The organism is Niveispirillum cyanobacteriorum, assembly GCF_002868735.1.
GTDB classification, from domain to species: domain Bacteria; phylum Pseudomonadota; class Alphaproteobacteria; order Azospirillales; family Azospirillaceae; genus Niveispirillum; species Niveispirillum cyanobacteriorum.
Map to the genome: position 1 here is coordinate 3153677 of NZ_CP025611.1, position 16839 is coordinate 3170515.

16 protein-coding genes are annotated in these 16839 nt (G+C 61.6%); 9 read left to right on the forward strand and 7 right to left on the reverse strand.

Annotated features, from left to right (window positions below):
• Nucleotides 1-26: 26 nt before the first annotated feature.
• The 5 genes from C0V82_RS14700 to C0V82_RS14720 all read right to left on the reverse strand — a co-directional run bounded on the left by C0V82_RS14700 (nucleotide 27) and on the right by C0V82_RS14720 (nucleotide 3598).
• Nucleotides 27-1445: a pentapeptide repeat-containing protein gene (locus tag C0V82_RS14700; RefSeq protein ID WP_158659945.1), complete on the reverse strand. Its 1419-nt coding sequence runs from the start codon at nucleotides 1443-1445 to the stop codon at nucleotides 27-29.
• Between the two features lie 130 nt (nucleotides 1446-1575).
• A complete protein-coding gene (arfB, locus tag C0V82_RS14705; RefSeq protein WP_054168535.1) occupies nucleotides 1576-1995 on the reverse strand; it encodes an alternative ribosome rescue aminoacyl-tRNA hydrolase ArfB in 420 nt (139 codons plus the stop codon).
• 73 nt (nucleotides 1996-2068) lie between these two features.
• A complete protein-coding gene (locus C0V82_RS14710; protein ID WP_102112954.1) occupies nucleotides 2069-2701 on the reverse strand; it encodes a hypothetical protein in 633 nt (210 codons plus the stop codon).
• On the reverse strand, nucleotides 2701-3126 hold the full coding sequence (locus C0V82_RS27285; RefSeq protein ID WP_199772424.1) for a hypothetical protein: 426 nt from the start codon (nucleotides 3124-3126) through the stop codon (nucleotides 2701-2703). Before C0V82_RS27285 ends, C0V82_RS14710 begins: the two co-directional genes overlap by 1 nt.
• A gap of 52 nt (nucleotides 3127-3178) precedes the next feature.
• On the reverse strand, nucleotides 3179-3598 hold the full coding sequence (locus C0V82_RS14720; RefSeq protein ID WP_102112955.1) for a hypothetical protein: 420 nt from the start codon (nucleotides 3596-3598) through the stop codon (nucleotides 3179-3181).
• A 517-nt stretch (nucleotides 3599-4115) separates the two neighbouring features.
• Here C0V82_RS14720 and C0V82_RS14725 point away from each other — a divergent pair.
• Nucleotides 4116-5369, forward strand: a complete 1254-nt coding sequence (locus tag C0V82_RS14725; RefSeq protein ID WP_102112956.1) for a type III PLP-dependent enzyme — start codon at nucleotides 4116-4118, stop codon at nucleotides 5367-5369.
• Between the two features lie 421 nt (nucleotides 5370-5790).
• A complete protein-coding gene (locus C0V82_RS14730; protein WP_102112957.1) occupies nucleotides 5791-7218 on the forward strand; it encodes a homospermidine synthase in 1428 nt (475 codons plus the stop codon).
• Between the two features lie 51 nt (nucleotides 7219-7269).
• Here C0V82_RS14730 and C0V82_RS14735 read toward each other — a convergent pair whose 3' ends face one another.
• Nucleotides 7270-7686 (reverse strand): TIR domain-containing protein, encoded by a 417-nt coding sequence (locus C0V82_RS14735; RefSeq protein WP_199772425.1) that lies wholly within the window; start codon nucleotides 7684-7686, stop codon nucleotides 7270-7272.
• A complete protein-coding gene (locus C0V82_RS14740) occupies nucleotides 7683-8909 on the reverse strand; it encodes a TRAFs-binding domain-containing protein (protein ID WP_199772426.1) in 1227 nt (408 codons plus the stop codon). Before C0V82_RS14740 ends, C0V82_RS14735 begins: the two co-directional genes overlap by 4 nt.
• Before the next feature lie 418 nt (nucleotides 8910-9327).
• Here C0V82_RS14740 and C0V82_RS27800 point away from each other — a divergent pair, with 418 nt between their 5' ends.
• The 7 genes from C0V82_RS27800 (at nucleotide 9328) to C0V82_RS14770 (ending at nucleotide 16839) form a co-directional block, all read left to right on the forward strand.
• Nucleotides 9328-9462 carry a hypothetical protein gene (locus C0V82_RS27800; RefSeq protein ID WP_281262372.1) on the forward strand — a complete coding sequence of 45 codons (135 nt, stop codon included), beginning with the start codon at nucleotides 9328-9330 and terminating at the stop codon, nucleotides 9460-9462.
• A gap of 8 nt (nucleotides 9463-9470) precedes the next feature.
• Nucleotides 9471-9785: a type II toxin -antitoxin system TacA 1-like antitoxin gene (locus C0V82_RS27930; RefSeq protein ID WP_102112959.1), complete on the forward strand. Its 315-nt coding sequence runs from the start codon at nucleotides 9471-9473 to the stop codon at nucleotides 9783-9785.
• A gap of 372 nt (nucleotides 9786-10157) precedes the next feature.
• Nucleotides 10158-12128: a methyl-accepting chemotaxis protein gene (locus C0V82_RS14750; RefSeq protein ID WP_102112960.1), complete on the forward strand. Its 1971-nt coding sequence runs from the start codon at nucleotides 10158-10160 to the stop codon at nucleotides 12126-12128.
• Nucleotides 12129-12250: 122 nt separating this feature from the next.
• Nucleotides 12251-13597, forward strand: a complete 1347-nt coding sequence (locus C0V82_RS14755; RefSeq protein ID WP_199772427.1) for an amidohydrolase — start codon at nucleotides 12251-12253, stop codon at nucleotides 13595-13597.
• A gap of 16 nt (nucleotides 13598-13613) precedes the next feature.
• Nucleotides 13614-14927, forward strand: a complete 1314-nt coding sequence (locus C0V82_RS14760; protein ID WP_102112961.1) for an amidohydrolase — start codon at nucleotides 13614-13616, stop codon at nucleotides 14925-14927.
• Nucleotides 14928-14939: 12 nt separating this feature from the next.
• Nucleotides 14940-16268 (forward strand): amidohydrolase, encoded by a 1329-nt coding sequence (locus tag C0V82_RS14765; RefSeq protein ID WP_102112962.1) that lies wholly within the window; start codon nucleotides 14940-14942, stop codon nucleotides 16266-16268.
• A 172-nt stretch (nucleotides 16269-16440) separates the two neighbouring features.
• Nucleotides 16441-16839: a helix-turn-helix domain-containing protein gene (locus tag C0V82_RS14770; RefSeq protein WP_102112963.1), complete on the forward strand. Its 399-nt coding sequence runs from the start codon at nucleotides 16441-16443 to the stop codon at nucleotides 16837-16839.

The window sequence follows — 16839 nt, forward strand, 5'->3', positions numbered from 1 at the left end:
TGCGTTACCAGGGAACGCAAAGGCGATCAATCATCCCCTTCCAGATCATCATCGGGCAGGCCCTTAGTATTGGCCAGCTTGCATTTGCTGAAATCCACGCCGCGCAGGTCGGCATTGGTCAGGTTGGCATCGGTCAGGTCGGCGCCCTTGATGCTGACATTGCGGATCTGGGCCTGACGCAGGTCGGCCCCGGTCAGGTTGGCACCCGTCAGGTCGGCCCCGACCAGAACCGCCTTGCCCAGGCGGGCGCGTTCCATATTGGTCTGCCAGTCATGGCCCTGGATATTGATGGGCGAGGCCAGCACGCCTGTCATGTCCGCCCCTACCAGCATGGACCGGATCATCCGTGACCCGCGCATATTGGCGTTGCGCAGATTGGCCCCGCGCAGGTCGGCGGATGACAGGTCGGCCATCAGCAGGGCAGAGCGGGACAGGTTGGCATTGCGCAGCACCGCACCCCGGAAGATGCCTGCCGACAGGGTCATACGTGACAGGTCCATGCCGGTCAGGTCCTTGCCCGACAGGTCCAGTTGCTTGCCAGCCCCGCCATTGGTTTCGATCCATTTGGCGTGCGCCGTCAGCATGGTGGCCAGGTCTTCCTCCATCCCGGCCAATTGCTCGACGGTCTTGATATCCTCCACATTGGCCAAGGTCAGGTCGACCCCGTCCAGAATGGCCCCGATCAGGTTGGCGCCCTTCAGGTTGGCATGGCGCAGGATGGCGCCCGTCATGATAGCGCCTTCCAGATTGGCACCTTCCAGGTTCGCTTCTGTCAGGTCGCAACTGGTCAGATCACATCCCGTCAGGTTGCTGTCCGACAGGTTGGCCTTGACCAGGATCGACCCGCGCAGATCTGCATCGCGCAGGTCGGTCTGCATGACAAAGCTGTCTGACAGGCGCGCCTTGGACAGGGTGGCGCGCATGATCACGGCCTTGGACAGGTCGGCCTCGGACGAGGATTGCACCGACACCAGCTCGCCGTTGCGGGCCAGCGCCAGGGTGCCGTTGCGGAAATCGGCCGACGTCAGGTTGCAACTGATCATCACCGCCCCGCGCAGGATGGCCCCGCGCATGTCGGCCGCCGTCAGGTCGGCATGCATCAGATCGGCTTCGGCCAGATCGGCGGCATAAAAATTGGTCATTCGCAGGTCGGCCCCGCGCATCAGGGTGTTGTGCAGCTTGGCACCCGTGAAATCGGCAGAGGCCAGCACGGAACCCGACAAATCCAGGTTGGACAGTTCGCACAGCTTGAAATGCGCGCGGACGCCGGTGACGCGCTGTTCCACAAAGGCCTGATGCTGCTTCAGCATCACGTCCAGGTCGTTCTGCGCGATCTTATTCCGGTATACGCCCAGCCGTTCATCCAGCAGCGAAGGCGATTTCTGGATCGCTACGCGGCTGAGATTGGCGTTTGAGGAACCGCCGGTGCGGGTGAATTTGGACATCGCGGTCTTGTGGCCTGGAAACCCTACCGGAAACATCCCGGCTCTTGTAAACGCATTAAGACACGGGCTGCCTATAACGCAAAGGGGTAATGCGAAAGGTCAGGCGAGCGTCACGCGAAGATCACAGGGGTTAATCCATATCCACCTTGCCGCGCATCTTCTTGACGCCCGACCGTGTGGTTTTCGCGTCCAGGCGGCGGGTCTTCGACGCCAGCGTGGGGCGCGTGGGCCGGCGCGGCGCCTGACGTTCCGCCGCCTTGGCCAGGATTTCCACCAGCCGCGCCTTGGCGTCCTCGCGGTTGCGCTCCTGGCTGCGGTGGGCCTGTGCCACCAGCACCAGAACCCCGTCCGCCGTCAGCTTCCGCCCCGCCACCCCACGCACCCGCTGCTTCAGCCAGTCGGGCAGGGTGGGGGAGTTGGCGACGTCAAAACGCAGTTGTACCGCCGTTTCCACCTTGTTGACATTCTGCCCGCCCGGACCGCCGGCGCGCAGGAAGCTCTCCTGAAGCTCCTCCTCGTCAATGGCGATATGGGGGGTGATGGGGATCATGGGGCCGGTTCCGCTGCTGCTGCCCGTCAACAACAGCAATCAGGGTCGATCGTCAAGGGCCGGGCGATTTCATTTAGGTGCGGAGTTCGATACGGTTACAATCAACCAGGAACGCATCGATCTTGTCGGTCTCCCGCGTGACAATCAGGTTCATCGGCATGCGGTCGGCGGCGATCAGAAGGCGTTCATCTTGCGTGCCGTTAAATAGCAAGCCGACCGCGACCTCGCATGTGGCTGTAGCCGAAGGTGGAATCTGCCCCGGTTTTGTCGCCGATTGGACATAGGGATTGTCGCCGGTAGCCGGACATGCATCGGCAAGGTCCGCTATCCACTCCACACGGCGCAATACCTCGACTTGTCGGGTCACGAATGGCCAATTGTCGAGCACCAGAGGGGCGGTCGGTTCTGGCGGGCGCGCCGACATTTGTGATCGGAAGGGCTCTGGTATTCCGGTCGGTAGAATGGGCGGTTTCCACTCCCGCCAGCGGGCTTGAAGCTGCTCGATGCTCGAAATGGCAAGGGAGAATACCTCGAACTTGAAGCATAGATCGCGCGGACGGACAGTGATGAGCCAAGGGCGGCCTGCATTGTCGCCAAGCCAGACATGGTCGGCCAGTTCGACCTTCATTCCCGTCAGGCCGTTTGCGATGGCGCGCAAGGCCTCGCTTTCGGCCTGGAGTTCATATGCAGGATACTCGACGGGCATCAGTCAGTTTCCAGGAGGTTGAATGCTGGCACTGCACCCGACAGCACGTCCAAGCAAGTGCTGGCTGTAACGAAGCAGTAATGCCTTACGGCCCCTTCGCACTGTTTCCATCCCGCCGACTGCGCTACGGCGAAGCGGCTGCCCTCCACCTCATAGGCGAAGTTGTAGGGGACCAACCCCTCCGCCGTCCCATCTTCTTCCGTGCTGAGGGCTAATTCGTCCAGAAGCCGGACAATGCAGGGCCGATTGAAACTGACCCTAATGATCAGATCGTCCGCGCACGTTACTGAAAAATCAGCCTCCACACCGATCCGCGACCAGTCAAAGCGGACAAGATCACTGCCAATGACCCAATCAGGGCGAACGCAATTGTTACAGATGGCGTCGGTTATCACGGCAATGGAAATTGGGCGATAGAGCGGCATGCAGACCCCGTGTTGGGACGTCTTTCAGAGTGTGGCTGAGACCAACCAATCGTCAAGGCCCCGGCGGCTTGCGGCCGGGCACGGGGGAGGATTGCACCGGTGTCGGTGTCCCCTTCTTGCGCCCATGGCTGATGCGGGGTTCGGGTGGGTCGATGCGCGGCGCGTCAGGACCGGCGGCGCTGCCCTGGACTGGCGGCGGCAGCATCAGGTCCTGCAGGGCGCGCTGAGCCCGCTCGGCATCCAAGCGCAGACTATCGGCGTCGCGTTGGCGCATCGGGTCGGGATCGGGCCGCAGGGACAGGTCGGCCCCGCCGCGCAGGATATCCGCCTGGGCCCGCCCGCGTTCGGCGTCCAGCGGGCTGGGGCTGGCGGGCAGTCCCGGCAGTCCCGGCGGTGGCGACAGAAGCGGGTTCTCCTGCGCTCCCACCGGGGGGCACAGTAGGTACAGGGCAGCCAGTGCGGGCAGGATCATCGCCTTTGTCATGTGAGGCATATGGGCACCATCGCCCCGCCCGCACAGGGGTGAAATCAGCCATGCGAAACGCAGCGCAACAACCCCTTGCGCGCCCGCCCGTTCGCATGGATAAGCTGACGCTACGACGCACCCGCACGTGCCCCTGGCCCTTGTGGCGACACCGCCGGAAATCGGCGATGCCCCTGGTGTTTATGCAACGACGTCAGGCGTCCTTTTTGGCAGCACCGGTCAACCGTGGGCCGGTACCCCGAGAGGGATAGTCACATGAACGCCGTTTCCCGCCGCGAAGGCATGGTCCGGTAAGGACCCCGCTGGTTCGCTTCGTCCGTTGACGCTTTGCGGTCTTGTTCGACCCGGCAATCACGACGCGGCACCAGACCCCGATCTTCCCCGCACCATCCGGCTGGCCGGTTCGTACCGCCGCCGCGATCATTTCATATTCCCGCCCTGTTCTGCGCCCATTGATCGGCGAGGCTGGGTGGCATGGGGGATTGTCCCCCGGAGGCTTCACGCCATGGCCCAGGTCCGTTTCCGCACCGCCGTCGCCCCCCTGCGCCGCGCCACCGCGCGCAGCACCACGCCCCGCCTGCCCAGCGTCGATCAGATGGTGGCAAGGCTGGAGCCGGCGGAACCGATGCATTGCATCCGCCCCGCCACCCTGCGCACCACGGCTGGCCGGTTTCTGGACCTGTTCGGCGCGGCGACGGATGGCCGGGGCGATGTGCTGTACGCCGTGAAGTGCAATCCTGATCCGGCTTTCCTGCGCGCGCTGTATAATGGCGGCATCCGGCATTTCGACTGCGCCTCGCCGGCGGAAATCCGCGTGGTGCGGCAGATGTTTGCCGATGCGCAGATCCATTACATGCACCCGGTGAAGAACCGCGCCGCCATTGCCAAGGCGTATAATGACTACGCCGTGCGCGACTTCTCGCTCGACAGCATGGAAGAACTGGAGAAGATCGCCGCCGTCACGGGCAATGCAACCGACCTGGGCCTGTTCATCCGTCTTGCCATGCCCAAGGGCAAGGCCGCCTATGATCTGTCGGGCAAGTTCGGGGCACAGTTTGATGAGGCCGTCACCCTGCTGCGCCGCGCCCGGACCGTGGGTGCGCGGGTCGGCCTGTGCTTCCATGTCGGCAGCCAGATGCTGGAGCCAGCCGCCTATGGCCGCGCCCTGGAGTTGGCGGGCCGGGTGATCGATGCCGCCGGTGTGACCATTGACGTTCTGGATGTCGGCGGCGGCTTCCCTGTCGCCTATCCCGACATGGACCCGCCCGACCTGACGCTGTACATGGACGAAATCGCCAATGGCATCGCCGCCCTGAACCTGCCGTCCAGCACCCGCATCTGGTGCGAGCCGGGCCGCGCCCTGGTGGCCGCCGGCGGGTCCGTCGTGGTGCAGGTGGAGCGTCGCCGGGGCAGTGACGAGCTGTTCATCAATGACGGCGTCTATGGCAGCCTGTCGGATGCGGGCGTGCCCGGCTTCCTGTTCCCTTGCCGCCTGATCCGCCGCACCGATGCACCGCTCGCCCCGTTCAGCTTCTGGGGTCCCACCTGCGACAGTGCCGACCGCATGAAGGGCCCCTTCCTGCTGCCCGCGGACGTGCGGGAAGGCGACTGGATCGAGATCGGGCAGTTGGGTGCCTATGGCGCCACCCTGCGGACTGAGTTCAACGGGTTCGATCAGGCGCATCTGGTCGAAGTGTGCGATGGCCCGCTGCTGGAGACCGCCGGCCATGCCGCCACCCTATCGGTCTGCGCGGCCTGAAGCGGTGCGGTTCGCGTCACAGGGAGTATAATTGGCAATGATGTGGAGAATAATGGCATCGCCTGCGCAACGATCGTGCCGCCCACAGGCCTATCCCCAAGTTTATCAGGGTTAAAGTTCAGATCGGGAAACAGCAAAAAAAGCTGTTCGCCGTTCCTTTCGCCGATGATCGCCGGGGTGTTACACGATTATTTCACATGCGCGTCGTTGCACCCGGCATCAGGCCGATGATAGTTTGACACGCATCATCTTCACTAATCGCAACGCTTGATATAGCATTGTGACAATTCCAACCGGGCGCGGTCCCATCCATCTGGGCGGGGCCGTGCCTTTCTGTTGTCCTGCATCACGTCTGAAGCACGTCAACCCCACAGCCATGAGGCTCCCATAGGCGGGTAATAGCCCCGGAGAACCCACGAAAATGACCCAATATCAGAAGCATTGTGCCCTTCCCGGGCGTCTTGTGATGGTAGGATTCGGCAGCATCGGTCAAGGTGTGCTGCCTCTGATTCTGCGGCATATCGAAATTGACCGACAGAACATCACCATCATCACGGCGGACGAGCGCGGCCACGGTGAGGCTGACTATTTCGGCATCAAGTTCGTCAAGGAACCGCTGACCCGGCAGAATTACCGGGCCATGCTGGAACCCCTGCTCTCCAAGGGTGATTTCCTGCTCAACCTGTCGGTGGATGTCTCCTCCACGGCCCTGGTGGAGCTGTGCGCCGAACGCGGCGCGCTCTATCTCGACACCTGTATCGAGCCCTGGCCCGGCGGTTACACCGACCCCAGCCTGTCGCCCTCCATGCGCTCCAACTATGCGCTGCGCGAACAGGCGCTGGCGCTGCGCGGCAAGCTGGGGACGAAGGCCCCCACCGCCGTGCTGACCCATGGCGCCAATCCGGGCCTTGTCTCCCACTTTGTGAAGCAGGCGCTGCTGAACATTGCCGAGGATACGGGCCGTGATGTCACCGACGTGCCCGCCGACCGCGCCGCCTGGGCCGCCCTGGCCCATGATCTGGGTGTGAAGGTCATCCATATCGCCGAGCGCGACACCCAGGTCTCCTCCATTCCGAAAAAGCGGGGGGAGTTCGTCAATACCTGGTCCATCGACGGTTTCATCTCGGAGGGGTGTCAGCCGGCGGAACTGGGCTGGGGCACGCATGAGGCGACGTTCCCGCCCGACGGCATCCGTCATGATTTCGGCTGTCAGGCCGGCATCATCCTGAACCGCCCCGGCGTGACGCAGCGCGTGCGCACCTGGACCCCGATGGAAGGCCCCTTCCACGGCTTCCTGATCACGCATAGCGAGGCGCTGTCGATCCCCGATTACCTGACGGTGCGCGACGCGGACGGCAAGGCGCTTTACCGCCCCACCTGCCACTATGCCTATCATCCCTGCGACGATGCCGTGAAATCCATCCACGAATTCGCCGGCAAGAATTTCGTGCAGCAGGAAACCCAACGCCTGTTGATGAAGGAAATCATCGACGGCGTGGACGAGTTAGGCGTGCTGCTGGCCGGCCATGAAAAGGGCGCCTACTGGTTCGGCTCCCAGCTCACCTGCTCCGAGGCCCGCCAGTTGGTGGAATTCAACAGCGCCACCAGCCTGCAGGTCACGGTCGCCGCCTTGTCCGGCATGATCTGGGCCATCGAAAACCCCGACCGCGGCATCGTCGAAGCCGACGACATGGATTTCCAGCGCTGCCTGGATATCTGCATGCCCTATCTGGGCCCGGTGGTCGGCGCCTACACGGACTGGACGCCGCTCGACGGGCGCAACAAGCTGTTCGTGGAAGACGTGGACACGTCCGATCCGTGGCAATTCAAGAATATTCGGGTGGTGTGAGTGAGTGGGGCAGGGGCCTAGACTATGATACTCTCGGCCCCCACCCGTTGGTTACGCAACCACCTTGCGTATTGCATCGACGATACTTTGTGTGTTCCATTTCACAATCTCTGATGCTGACTGCTGCACAGCAATAGGAACACGATCAGACCCCCAGGGCAGAACTCCAACTATGGGTTTGCCATATCTCGCGGCTATGTTGATCTCAGTTTGCATCCAGTCGCTGTGAGCTGCGTACATACCAGATAGCATAACAACTACATTTGATATTCTGATCTGCTCATCAAGAGCACGCAAAAGTTGCTGATTTGTTAACCCCTTATCGAAGGCGTCAGTCCTAGGTACAGAGCAGTTTCTCCAACTGAATAGGTTAGCATTATTTAATAGATTTTCTAGTCTCTCGTAATCATCATGGTATCTCCACGCATGGCTGATAAAAACCACGTAAGTCTTCAAGTAAGGCATCATTTTCCTCCTACGATATGTCCTATGAAAGAGTTCGCTTCCAAGAAACTTTCATACTCCCACTCACTCATTTTACTTTTCAGATCTTCAAAATTTTTAAATTTTTCATAATCAGCGTTCGTTGCCCTTAAGCAATTTAGCTTTGTTGCCATAATCCATTTAGCATCTGATCTTTCACTAAAATCAGACTCTTCCAGAGCGCTTACTATCAAAAGAACTTCTTCAAATATTTTTTGAGCACTCATCATGTAGTATCTTTTTTCAACCTTATCCTTTTGGATTTTTGACTTCAAAAGTAGGCAAGTTGCGTAATTTTCTCCGTTATAATAATCTCTACGAACTTCATATCCTCTACGATAATAGAAAATTGACTGATTTAAGAATGACTCGTCGTCTGTCGCACTATACAGTCTTTTATTAATAGATCCCGCAATACCCAGAGTCTCAGGGTCTATACAATTGTCGGGCTCAAGTTTATTAATTATCTCCCTAGCTGAGACCAATGACGAAATAATAGATGGCTGCTTTGACTTATAGGTTGCAAGCGCTAATTGCTGAACGATGTAAGGATCGTTTGGCCTCCTTGCATGCAAAAGAGACAATGGCTTCAATGCACTAGAGAAGTCTGATTGCCGCATAAAGGAATTGGCATCCCCGAGGCTGGACTGATAAATCTCCTCAGTTTTCTCCATTCTTTCAATAACTCTCTCCATTTGTTCACTCGATAATATCGGCTGGGTCAAATTTGGAATATACGTATAAACCGGGCTGTCGTTCTTGGGATTGGACATAACTTCTTCGATTAGATTCTTTAGATCTACCTGGGCGCGAATTGCCTCAGAATACCCAATATCATCACCCATATGCTTATATTGAAATATATTATTATGACTTAAATCAAAGTATATATTTCCATCCAACTCCTTCATTATTATAGTTGAGTATGGGCGCATCGTATGCCTCACCCCAAGCTCATAAAGTGCATTTGGATTCCCAGTGGATATATCAGCTATCACCAAGTCTGCCTTTAGGAGAAGGCTGTACATTTCATTGTCAATTAAACCAGAATGCATGACCTCATCAGCTCTTACGCAGCGCATTCCAGCTCGCTCGACGGCTGGTTTAATGATACATTCATAAGTTTTATTTAAATCTAACAGGCGACCGCTTGCGGGGTCCAGCTTTTTCCCAAATCCCATTATGACGAAACACACCTTCTCGTCCACAGCTTTCCCCCGCTTACTAGCTGCCTGAAGATGCCTCACTGGAGGCATTAGCCTATTAGTAATAATATATGCACTCCTTCAGCCGATAAGCAACTTGGATAAGCCTGCCGTCAACCATAAACATGTTAATAGTGTATGCGCTTAGTGCTTACCGCCACACTTTCAACGAACTACAGTCTCATTGCTATCTATTGGAAAATGCATTCAGTCGTGGATAAATAGCACCACTTATGATGGTATGTTTTTCAAACGCCTCTCCCCCGGACATCCGCTGAAACTCTTCATGCTCATGGACAGCGTCGCCTTGCAATCCGACGCCCCCATCACGCCGCTTGCGCTTCGCTGCGCCCTGCCCCATATCCAGCGTCGGCGTTAAGCCACCTTCAATGGATGTAAATCGCAGAGCAAGGTGAGAGAGATGAACGAGGAACGGCTCAGTTTCCAGGCCGAGGTCAGCCGCCTGCTCGATATCGTGGCGCACAGCCTCTACTCGGAGAAGAATGTCTTCCTGCGGGAACTGATCTCCAACGCGTCGGACGCGTACGACCGTTGAACCTATACATGGTCAGGTGTCTACGCGCTTGTGCGGAGCAGTTCCCGGACCATTCTGCCCTCTCTGAGTTTGCAACAGATCAATCTGAAGGCGGCGGTACCATACTAAACAGAACGGGTGATTTTGATGATCTGGGCACCGGAAGTGATTCCGCAAACCATCAAAGGGATCAACGTCTGGAACTCTCCCTGCGTGACAGCCAAGCCTTCCTTGAGGCGCTGTTAAACCCGCCGCCGCCCAACGACCGGGTGCGGGAAACGGTGGCGCGCTATCGTCGGACCATGGGCAACGCCACGATCACGAAAACCCCATCACTGCCCTGACGCTGTCTGTATCCATGAACGGGCGGTAGCAGGGTTCGGGCACTTCGTAGCCGCGTGTCGCTCTCCCACCGTCATCCCGGCGAAAGCCGGGACCCAGGGGCGGCAAGCGTCAACATTTCCGCCTGCTTCGCTATCCGCAGTACTGACGTCGCGCGCATGGCCCCTGGGTCCCGGCTTTCGCCGGGATGACGGGGAAGTGGTGCTTCCCGTAATGGCAAGCCGATCCGGCGGCTGGCGGGCACGCCCAAGCTCAACCCCCAAACTTCCCCCCGCCATCCATTCCACAACTGACCTACATCATGTCGCTGCCTTGCTACGCAGGGTAGAAGCCCCCGGAAATCTGATCATCGAACCAATCCGGGACGTGCTTCCATGCTGGATCTCCGCCGTCTGCCCGTTGCGGGCAAGGTCACTTTGTTCAATGCGCTGGGGCTGGTGGTGCTGGGTGCCATCACCCTGACCTTGGGTTACATGGTCATGACCGGGGTGATGGAGCGGCAGGCCGTTGCCACCCAGGCCCTGTCCATGCGGGTGGCCCATTCGATTGTGGAGAATGGTGACGATGCCTATGCCCTGGCCGATGGCAAGCTGAGCCAGGGTGGGCGGGTGCTCGATGGTGACATGGCGCTGGTCGATGCGATGGCAAAGGCGACGGGCGGCAGCGCCACCATCTTCCGCGGTGACACGCGCGTGGCGACGACGGTCTTGAAGGAGGATGGCAGCCGGGCCGTGGGCACGGCCCTGGCGGCGGGGCCGGCGCGCGATGCTGTGCTGGGGGCTGGGCAAGCTTATCGCGGCACCGTCGATATCCTGGGCCACACCTATTATGCCGGTTATGACCCGTTGAAGGACAAGGATGGCCGGGTTGTCGGCGTGCTCTATGTCGGGCTGAAGAAGGATGACCTGCTGGCGGAATTCAACCGGGGCATCACCTGGATCGCGCTGGGCGCGCTGGTCCTGACCATCGTGATGTCGGTGTCCGCCCTGGGGCTGGCCCGCTGGCTGCTAGCACCCCTGGGCCGGCTCAGCGCCCGGATGGACGGCATGCGCCAGGGAAGGCTGGATCAGCCTGTGCCCGATCTGGACAAGCAGGATGATGTGGGCGAGATGGCCCGCGCCGTGGAAAGCTTCCGCCTGACCCTGATGGAGGCCGAGGGCTTGCGGCGGGAGCAGGAGCAGCAGCGACAGAAGGCCGAACAGGCCCGTATTGCCTCGCTGCGCACCATGGCCGACACGGTGGAGGATGAGACGCGCCACGCCGTCGATGCCGTCGCTGCACAGACCCAGTCCATGGATGCAGAGGCCAAGGTGATGGCCGCCGCCGCCGACCGCATGGGCAATAATGCCCAGAACGTGGCCGCCGCCGCCGAACAGGCCCTGGCCAATGCCCAGACGGTGGCATCGGCCACCAACCAACTGACCGCCTCCATCGGCGAAATCACGGCCCAGGTGGCCCATGCCAGTGCCGTGACCCGCGACAGCGTGGCCGCCAGCGCCGAGGCCGCGACCGCCATTGAGGCGCTGTCCGACAGCGTCACCCAGATCGGCGGCATCGCCGACCTGATCGCCGACATTGCGTCGCAGACCAACCTTCTGGCCCTGAACGCCACCATCGAGGCGGCGCGGGCCGGGGAAGCCGGCAAGGGCTTCGCCGTGGTCGCGTCGGAGGTGAAGAACCTGGCCAGCCAGACAGCACGCGCGACAGAGGATATTGCCCAGCGTATCCAGGGCATCGGCGCCGTCCGCGACCGGGCCGTCACCGCCGTCAACGACATCACCCATCAGATCCAGCAGGTGGATCAGGTGGCCGCCGGCATCGCGGCGGCGATGGAGGAACAATCCGCCGCCACCACCGAAATCGCCCGCAATGTCGAACAGACCGCCGACGCCGCCCGCGAAGTGGCCGCACGCATTGCCGAGGTATCGGCGGAGGCGGCACAGACCGACCGCTGCGCCAATGATGTACAGACCGCCGCCCACCAGATGGCGGACAGTGTCGAACATCTGCGCGAAACGCTGGTCCGTGTGGTCCGTACCGCGTCGGCCGATGTGGACCGGCGCCGCCGCCCGCGCTTTGCCGTGTCGATCCCGTGTCAGGTGGAACAGGGCGGGCGCAGCCTGTCGGGCCAGGTCGTGAACCTGTCGGAAGGCGGGGCCATGCTGGCGGTGGAGGGCATTACGGCGACACCGGGTGTGCTCTTGCTGGCCGGCCTGCGCCTGCCCTTCCGTACGCCGGAACAGGCACAGGGTGCCGGCCATGTGAAATTCACCCTGACGGAGGCAGAGGCGACGGCATTCCGCAACCGTTTTGCGGGCCTGACGGCGGGGGCAGTGGCAGCGTGATGCCGCCGTCCGTTACGGCAAATACCTGAATAACACCAACTCTTTCCCCATCACCCCCATTGCGCCCATCCCCATCCCCTGTCACCCTCTTTTGCAATTATGCATCCATGCGGAGAAAATAAATGCCAGTGTCGGGTCGGATGGGGGTGAAGCGGGTGGGGACGGGGCTGCTGGCGGCACTGGTATTGCCATTCCTGATGGCCCCGGCCAGTGCGCAGAATGCGGCCACGCCCGACATTCCCGCCTATATCAAATCCGACGTAAAGGCGCTGGAGGCCAAGATCGTGGCCTGGCGCCGCGATATCCATCAGCACCCCGAACTGGGTAACCGCGAGACGCGGACGGCCAAGCTGGTGGCCGATCACCTGAAGAAGCTGGGCATGGAGGTTCAGACGGGCGTGGCTCATACTGGTGTCGTGGCCGTGCTGAAAGGGGCCAAGCCCGGCCCGGTCGTGGCCCTGCGCGCCGATATGGATGCGCTGCCCGTGACGGAGCAGGTGGACCTGCCCTTCGCGTCGAAGGTCCGCACCACCTATAACGGCCAGGATGTGGGCGTCATGCATGCCTGCGGCCATGACGGTCATGTGGCCATCCTGATGGGCGTGGCGGAGTTGCTGGCCAAGCGCAAAGGCGAGCTGCGCGGCACCGTGAAGTTCATCTTCCAGCCGGCGGAGGAAGGCCCGCCAGAGGGGGAGCAGGGCGGTGCCGAACTGATGATCAAGCAGGGCGTGCTGTCCACGGACCCCAAGCCGGAAGCGATCTTCGGCCTGCACCTGTTCTCTGCCGGTCGCGCTGGGACCATCAGTTACCGTTCCGGTCCCGCCATGGCGGCGGCCGACAGTTTCCACATCACGGTGCAGGGCCGACAGACGCATGGGGCCTATCCCTGGGCCGGGGTCGATCCCATCGTGACGGCGTCACAGATCGTGACCGGCCTGCAAACCATCGTCAGTCGCAACGTCGAACTGATCAAGGAGCCAGCCATCGTGTCGGTCGGCGCGCTGAATAGCGGCGTGCGCGACAATATCATCCCTGACAAGGCAGAGATGATCGGCACCATCCGTACCTATGATCCCAAGATGCGCGACCAGATTCACCGCCGCATCAAGGAGATTGCGGAGAATATCGCCGAAAGTCAGGGGGCCACGGCGACGGTGCATATCGACCCGGGCTATCCCGTTACCGACAATAACCCCGCGCTGACCGCCTGGGCTGCCCCCATCCTGGAAAAGGTGGCTGGGGCGGGCAATGTCTCCATCGGGCCAAAGGCCGGCGGGGCCGAGGATTTCAGCTATTTCCAGCAGCAGATCCCGGGCTTCTTCTTCTGGGTTGGGTCCACCGGACCCGACGTGCCGCTGGACAAGGCGCCCAGCAACCATTCGCCCCTGTATAAGGTGGATGAGGCATCCTTGCTGACCGGGGCGGAGGCGCTGGCCGCCGTCACCGTTGCCTATCTGCAAAGCCGTTGAGGCAGGGGTGGGAACGATGCGCACCATCCTGCTGACCGGTGCGGCCCTGGCCGCCCTGTTCCTGCCGTCCGTGGCCATGGCTGCTGATGCCCCGCCCGTGCCCGCCTATGTGATGGCGGATGCCAAGGCGCTGGAGGCCAAGATCATCGCTTGGCGGCGCGACATCCACCAGCATCCCGAACTGGGCAACCGGGAGGTGCGGACCGCCAAGCTGGTGGCCGATCACCTGAAAAAGCTGGGGCTGGAGGTACAGACCGGGGTGGCCCATACCGGCGTGGTTGCCGTGCTGCGGGGGGCCAAGCCCGGCCCCGTGGTGGCGCTGCGCGCCGATATGGATGCGCTGCCCGTTGCCGAACGCGTGGACCTGCCCTTCGCATCGAAGGTGCGTACCAATTACAACGGCAAGGATGTGGGGGTGATGCATGCCTGCGGGCACGACACCCATGTCGCCATCCTGATGGGCGTGGCCGAACTGCTGACCAAGCGGAGGGCGGAGCTGCCGGGCACGGTGAAGTTCATCTTCCAGCCGGCGGAAGAAGGCGCGCCGGCGGGGGAGGAGGGCGGGGCCGAACTGATGATCAAGCAGGGCGTTCTGTCCACCGATCCCAAGCCACAGGCCATTTTCGGCCTGCATGTCGGCTCGGATGATCATATCGGCCAGGTCTCCTACCGGCCCGGCCCCGTGATGGCCGCGTCCGACACGTTCCGCATCAAGGTGAAGGGCAAGCAGACGCACGGGGCCTATCCCTGGGCCGGGACCGATCCCATCGTTGCGGCGTCGGCCATCGTCACGGGGCTGCAAACCATCGTCAGCCGCAATCTGGAACTGATCAAGGAACCGGCGGTGGTGTCGGTGGGGGCCATCAATGGCGGCGTGCGCAGCAATATCATCCCCGACGAAACCGACCTGATCGGCACCATCCGCACCCTTGATCCCGCCATGCGCGAGCAGGTCCATCGCCGGCTGAAGGAGGTGGCGACCGGCATCGCCGCCGCCCATGGTGCGGTGGCAGAGGTGGAGATCGACCTTGGCTATCCCGTCACCGTCAATGACAAGGACCTGACCGCCTGGGCCGTGCCCGTGCTGGAACAGGTGGCCGGCAAGGACAAGGTCAGCCTGGCGCCCAAGGGGCTGGCGGCGGAGGATTTCAGCTTTTATCAGCAAAAAATCCCCGGCTTCTATTTCTTCATCGGTGTCACAGACCCCGCTGTGCCGCTGGATCAGGCGCCCGCCAACCATTCACCCTTGTTCAAGGTGGATGAACGCGGCCTGCTGGTCGGGGCGCAGTCCATGGCGGCCCTGACCGTCGCCTATCTTTCCTCCCACTGATGGCGGGTTGCGATGTTCACGCTGAAGACAGTCCTGCGCGCCGGTGGCGCGGCCCTGACATTCCTGACCCTGCTGTCCCCGGTGGTGCAGGCGGCTGATGCCCCCGCCATACCCGCCTATGTGAAGGCCGACGCCAAGGCGCTGGAGGCTAAGATCATCGCCTGGCGGCGCGACATCCATCAGCACCCGGAACTGGGCAATCGGGAGGTGCGGACGGCCAAGCTGGTGGCCGACCACCTGAAGAAGCTGGGGCTGGAGGTGCAGACGGGTGTCGCCCATACCGGCGTCGTCGCGGTGCTGCGGGGCGGAAAGCCCGGCCCCGTGGTCGCCTTGCGCGCCGATATGGACGCGCTGCCCGTGACCGAGCAGGTGGATGTGCCCTTCGCGTCAAAGGTGCGCACCAATTATAACGGCCAGGATGTGGGCGTCATGCATGCCTGCGGCCATGACGGCCATGTCGCCATCCTGATGGGGGTGGCCGAACTGCTGGCCAAGCGCCGGGCAGACCTGCCGGGTACGGTCAAGTTCATCTTCCAGCCCGCCGAGGAAGGCGCGCCAGAGGGAGAGGAAGGCGGGGCCGAACTGATGGTAAAGCAGGGGGTTCTGGATACCGAACCCAAGCCGCAGGCGATTTTTGGCCTGCATCTGGGTTCCTCCTACCATGCCGGCACCATCGCCTATCGCCCAGGCCCGGCCATGGCGGCGGCGGACACGTTCAAGATCGTGGTGCAGGGCCGGCAGGCGCATGGGGGCCGCCCCTGGACGGGCGTGGACCCGCTGGTCACGTCGGCCCAGATCCTGGTCGGACTGCAAACCATCGTCAGCCGCAATATGGAGGTGATCAAGGAACCGGCGGTGGTGACGGTGGGTGCGCTGAATGGCGGCGTGCGCTCAAACATCATCCCCGACAAAGCGGAAATGGTCGGCACCATCCGCACCTTTGATCAGGGCATGCGCCAGGAGGTGCATGAACGCATCCGCCGCGTGGCCGAGAACATTGCCGAAAGTGCCGGCGCCAAGGCCACTGTCACCATCGAGACGGGCTATCCTGTCACCGATAATGACCGCAGCCTCACCACCTGGGCCGCCCCGGTCCTGGCGCAGGTGGCGGGGCCGGGCAAGCTGGTGGAAGGCAATAAAACGACGGGGGCAGAGGATTTCAGCTTCTTCCAGCAGAAAATCCCCGGCTTCTTCTTCTGGGTCGGGGCGACCCCGCCCGATGTGCCGCTGGACAAGGCCCCCAGCAACCATTCACCCCTGTTCAAGGTGGATGAAAGCAGCCTTGTCCAGGGGGCAGAAGCCATGGCCAGCCTGACAGTGGCGTGGCTTTCCAGCCATTAAGGGGTGGCAGCAATCCGTTCGGGTTAACCGCCCGGAACGCAAAAGGCTAGGCGGGCCAACTGTCCCAGGCCCGCCATTTTTCGGCCCCCTCCGCGCCATGCGTGGGGGGTGAAGTGCATCCAGGACAAGCCGGCGGGGGAGGAAGCCGGCAGAACAGACCTGGAGAAAGCACATGTCACTCAGCAGCCCCTTGCCCACCTACAGTTTCCTGGCCGCCGCCGGGACCACGCCGTCCAGCGGATCGACGCCGCTGACCCAGGGGGACCTGCATCTGCGCTTCGATACCGGCCGCACGCTGTGGCAGGACCAGCCCGTGCCACTGACGGGAACGGAGATGAAGATGCTGCGCCTGATGGCGCAGAAGCCCGGCACCCCCGTCACCTACCGCGAATTGTATGATCTGGTGCATGGGCCGGGCTTCATGGCTGGCAAGGGTACCGCCGGCTATCGCGCCAATGTCCGCGCCTTCATCAAGCGCATCCGCAAGAAGTTCCGGGATATCGACAAGAGCTTCGATGCCATCGGCAATGATCCCGGCACTGGCTACGTCTGGCGGCCAGAAGGCGTGTAA

What these genes read in the sequence shown, in the direction of transcription:
- C0V82_RS14700 (WP_158659945.1), bottom strand. Translation starts at nt 1,445, where the DNA reads ATGTCCAAATTCACCCGCACCGGCGGTTCCTCAAACGCCAATCTCAGC.
- arfB (WP_054168535.1), bottom strand. Translation starts at nt 1,995, where the DNA reads ATGATCCCCATCACCCCCCATATCGCCATTGACGAGGAGGAGCTTCAG.
- C0V82_RS14710 (WP_102112954.1), bottom strand. Translation starts at nt 2,701, where the DNA reads ATGCCCGTCGAGTATCCTGCATATGAACTCCAGGCCGAAAGCGAGGCC.
- C0V82_RS27285 (WP_199772424.1), bottom strand. Translation starts at nt 3,126, where the DNA reads ATGCCGCTCTATCGCCCAATTTCCATTGCCGTGATAACCGACGCCATC.
- C0V82_RS14720 (WP_102112955.1), bottom strand. Translation starts at nt 3,598, where the DNA reads ATGATCCTGCCCGCACTGGCTGCCCTGTACCTACTGTGCCCCCCGGTG.
- C0V82_RS14725 (WP_102112956.1), top strand. Translation starts at nt 4,116, where the DNA reads ATGGCCCAGGTCCGTTTCCGCACCGCCGTCGCCCCCCTGCGCCGCGCC.
- C0V82_RS14730 (WP_102112957.1), top strand. Translation starts at nt 5,791, where the DNA reads ATGACCCAATATCAGAAGCATTGTGCCCTTCCCGGGCGTCTTGTGATG.
- C0V82_RS14735 (WP_199772425.1), bottom strand. Translation starts at nt 7,686, where the DNA reads ATGATGCCTTACTTGAAGACTTACGTGGTTTTTATCAGCCATGCGTGG.
- C0V82_RS27800 (WP_281262372.1), top strand. Translation starts at nt 9,328, where the DNA reads ATGAACGAGGAACGGCTCAGTTTCCAGGCCGAGGTCAGCCGCCTGCTC.
- C0V82_RS27930 (WP_102112959.1), top strand. Translation starts at nt 9,471, where the DNA reads ATGGTCAGGTGTCTACGCGCTTGTGCGGAGCAGTTCCCGGACCATTCT.
- C0V82_RS14750 (WP_102112960.1), top strand. Translation starts at nt 10,158, where the DNA reads ATGCTGGATCTCCGCCGTCTGCCCGTTGCGGGCAAGGTCACTTTGTTC.
- C0V82_RS14755 (WP_199772427.1), top strand. Translation starts at nt 12,251, where the DNA reads ATGCCAGTGTCGGGTCGGATGGGGGTGAAGCGGGTGGGGACGGGGCTG.
- C0V82_RS14760 (WP_102112961.1), top strand. Translation starts at nt 13,614, where the DNA reads ATGCGCACCATCCTGCTGACCGGTGCGGCCCTGGCCGCCCTGTTCCTG.
- C0V82_RS14765 (WP_102112962.1), top strand. Translation starts at nt 14,940, where the DNA reads ATGTTCACGCTGAAGACAGTCCTGCGCGCCGGTGGCGCGGCCCTGACA.
- C0V82_RS14770 (WP_102112963.1), top strand. Translation starts at nt 16,441, where the DNA reads ATGTCACTCAGCAGCCCCTTGCCCACCTACAGTTTCCTGGCCGCCGCC.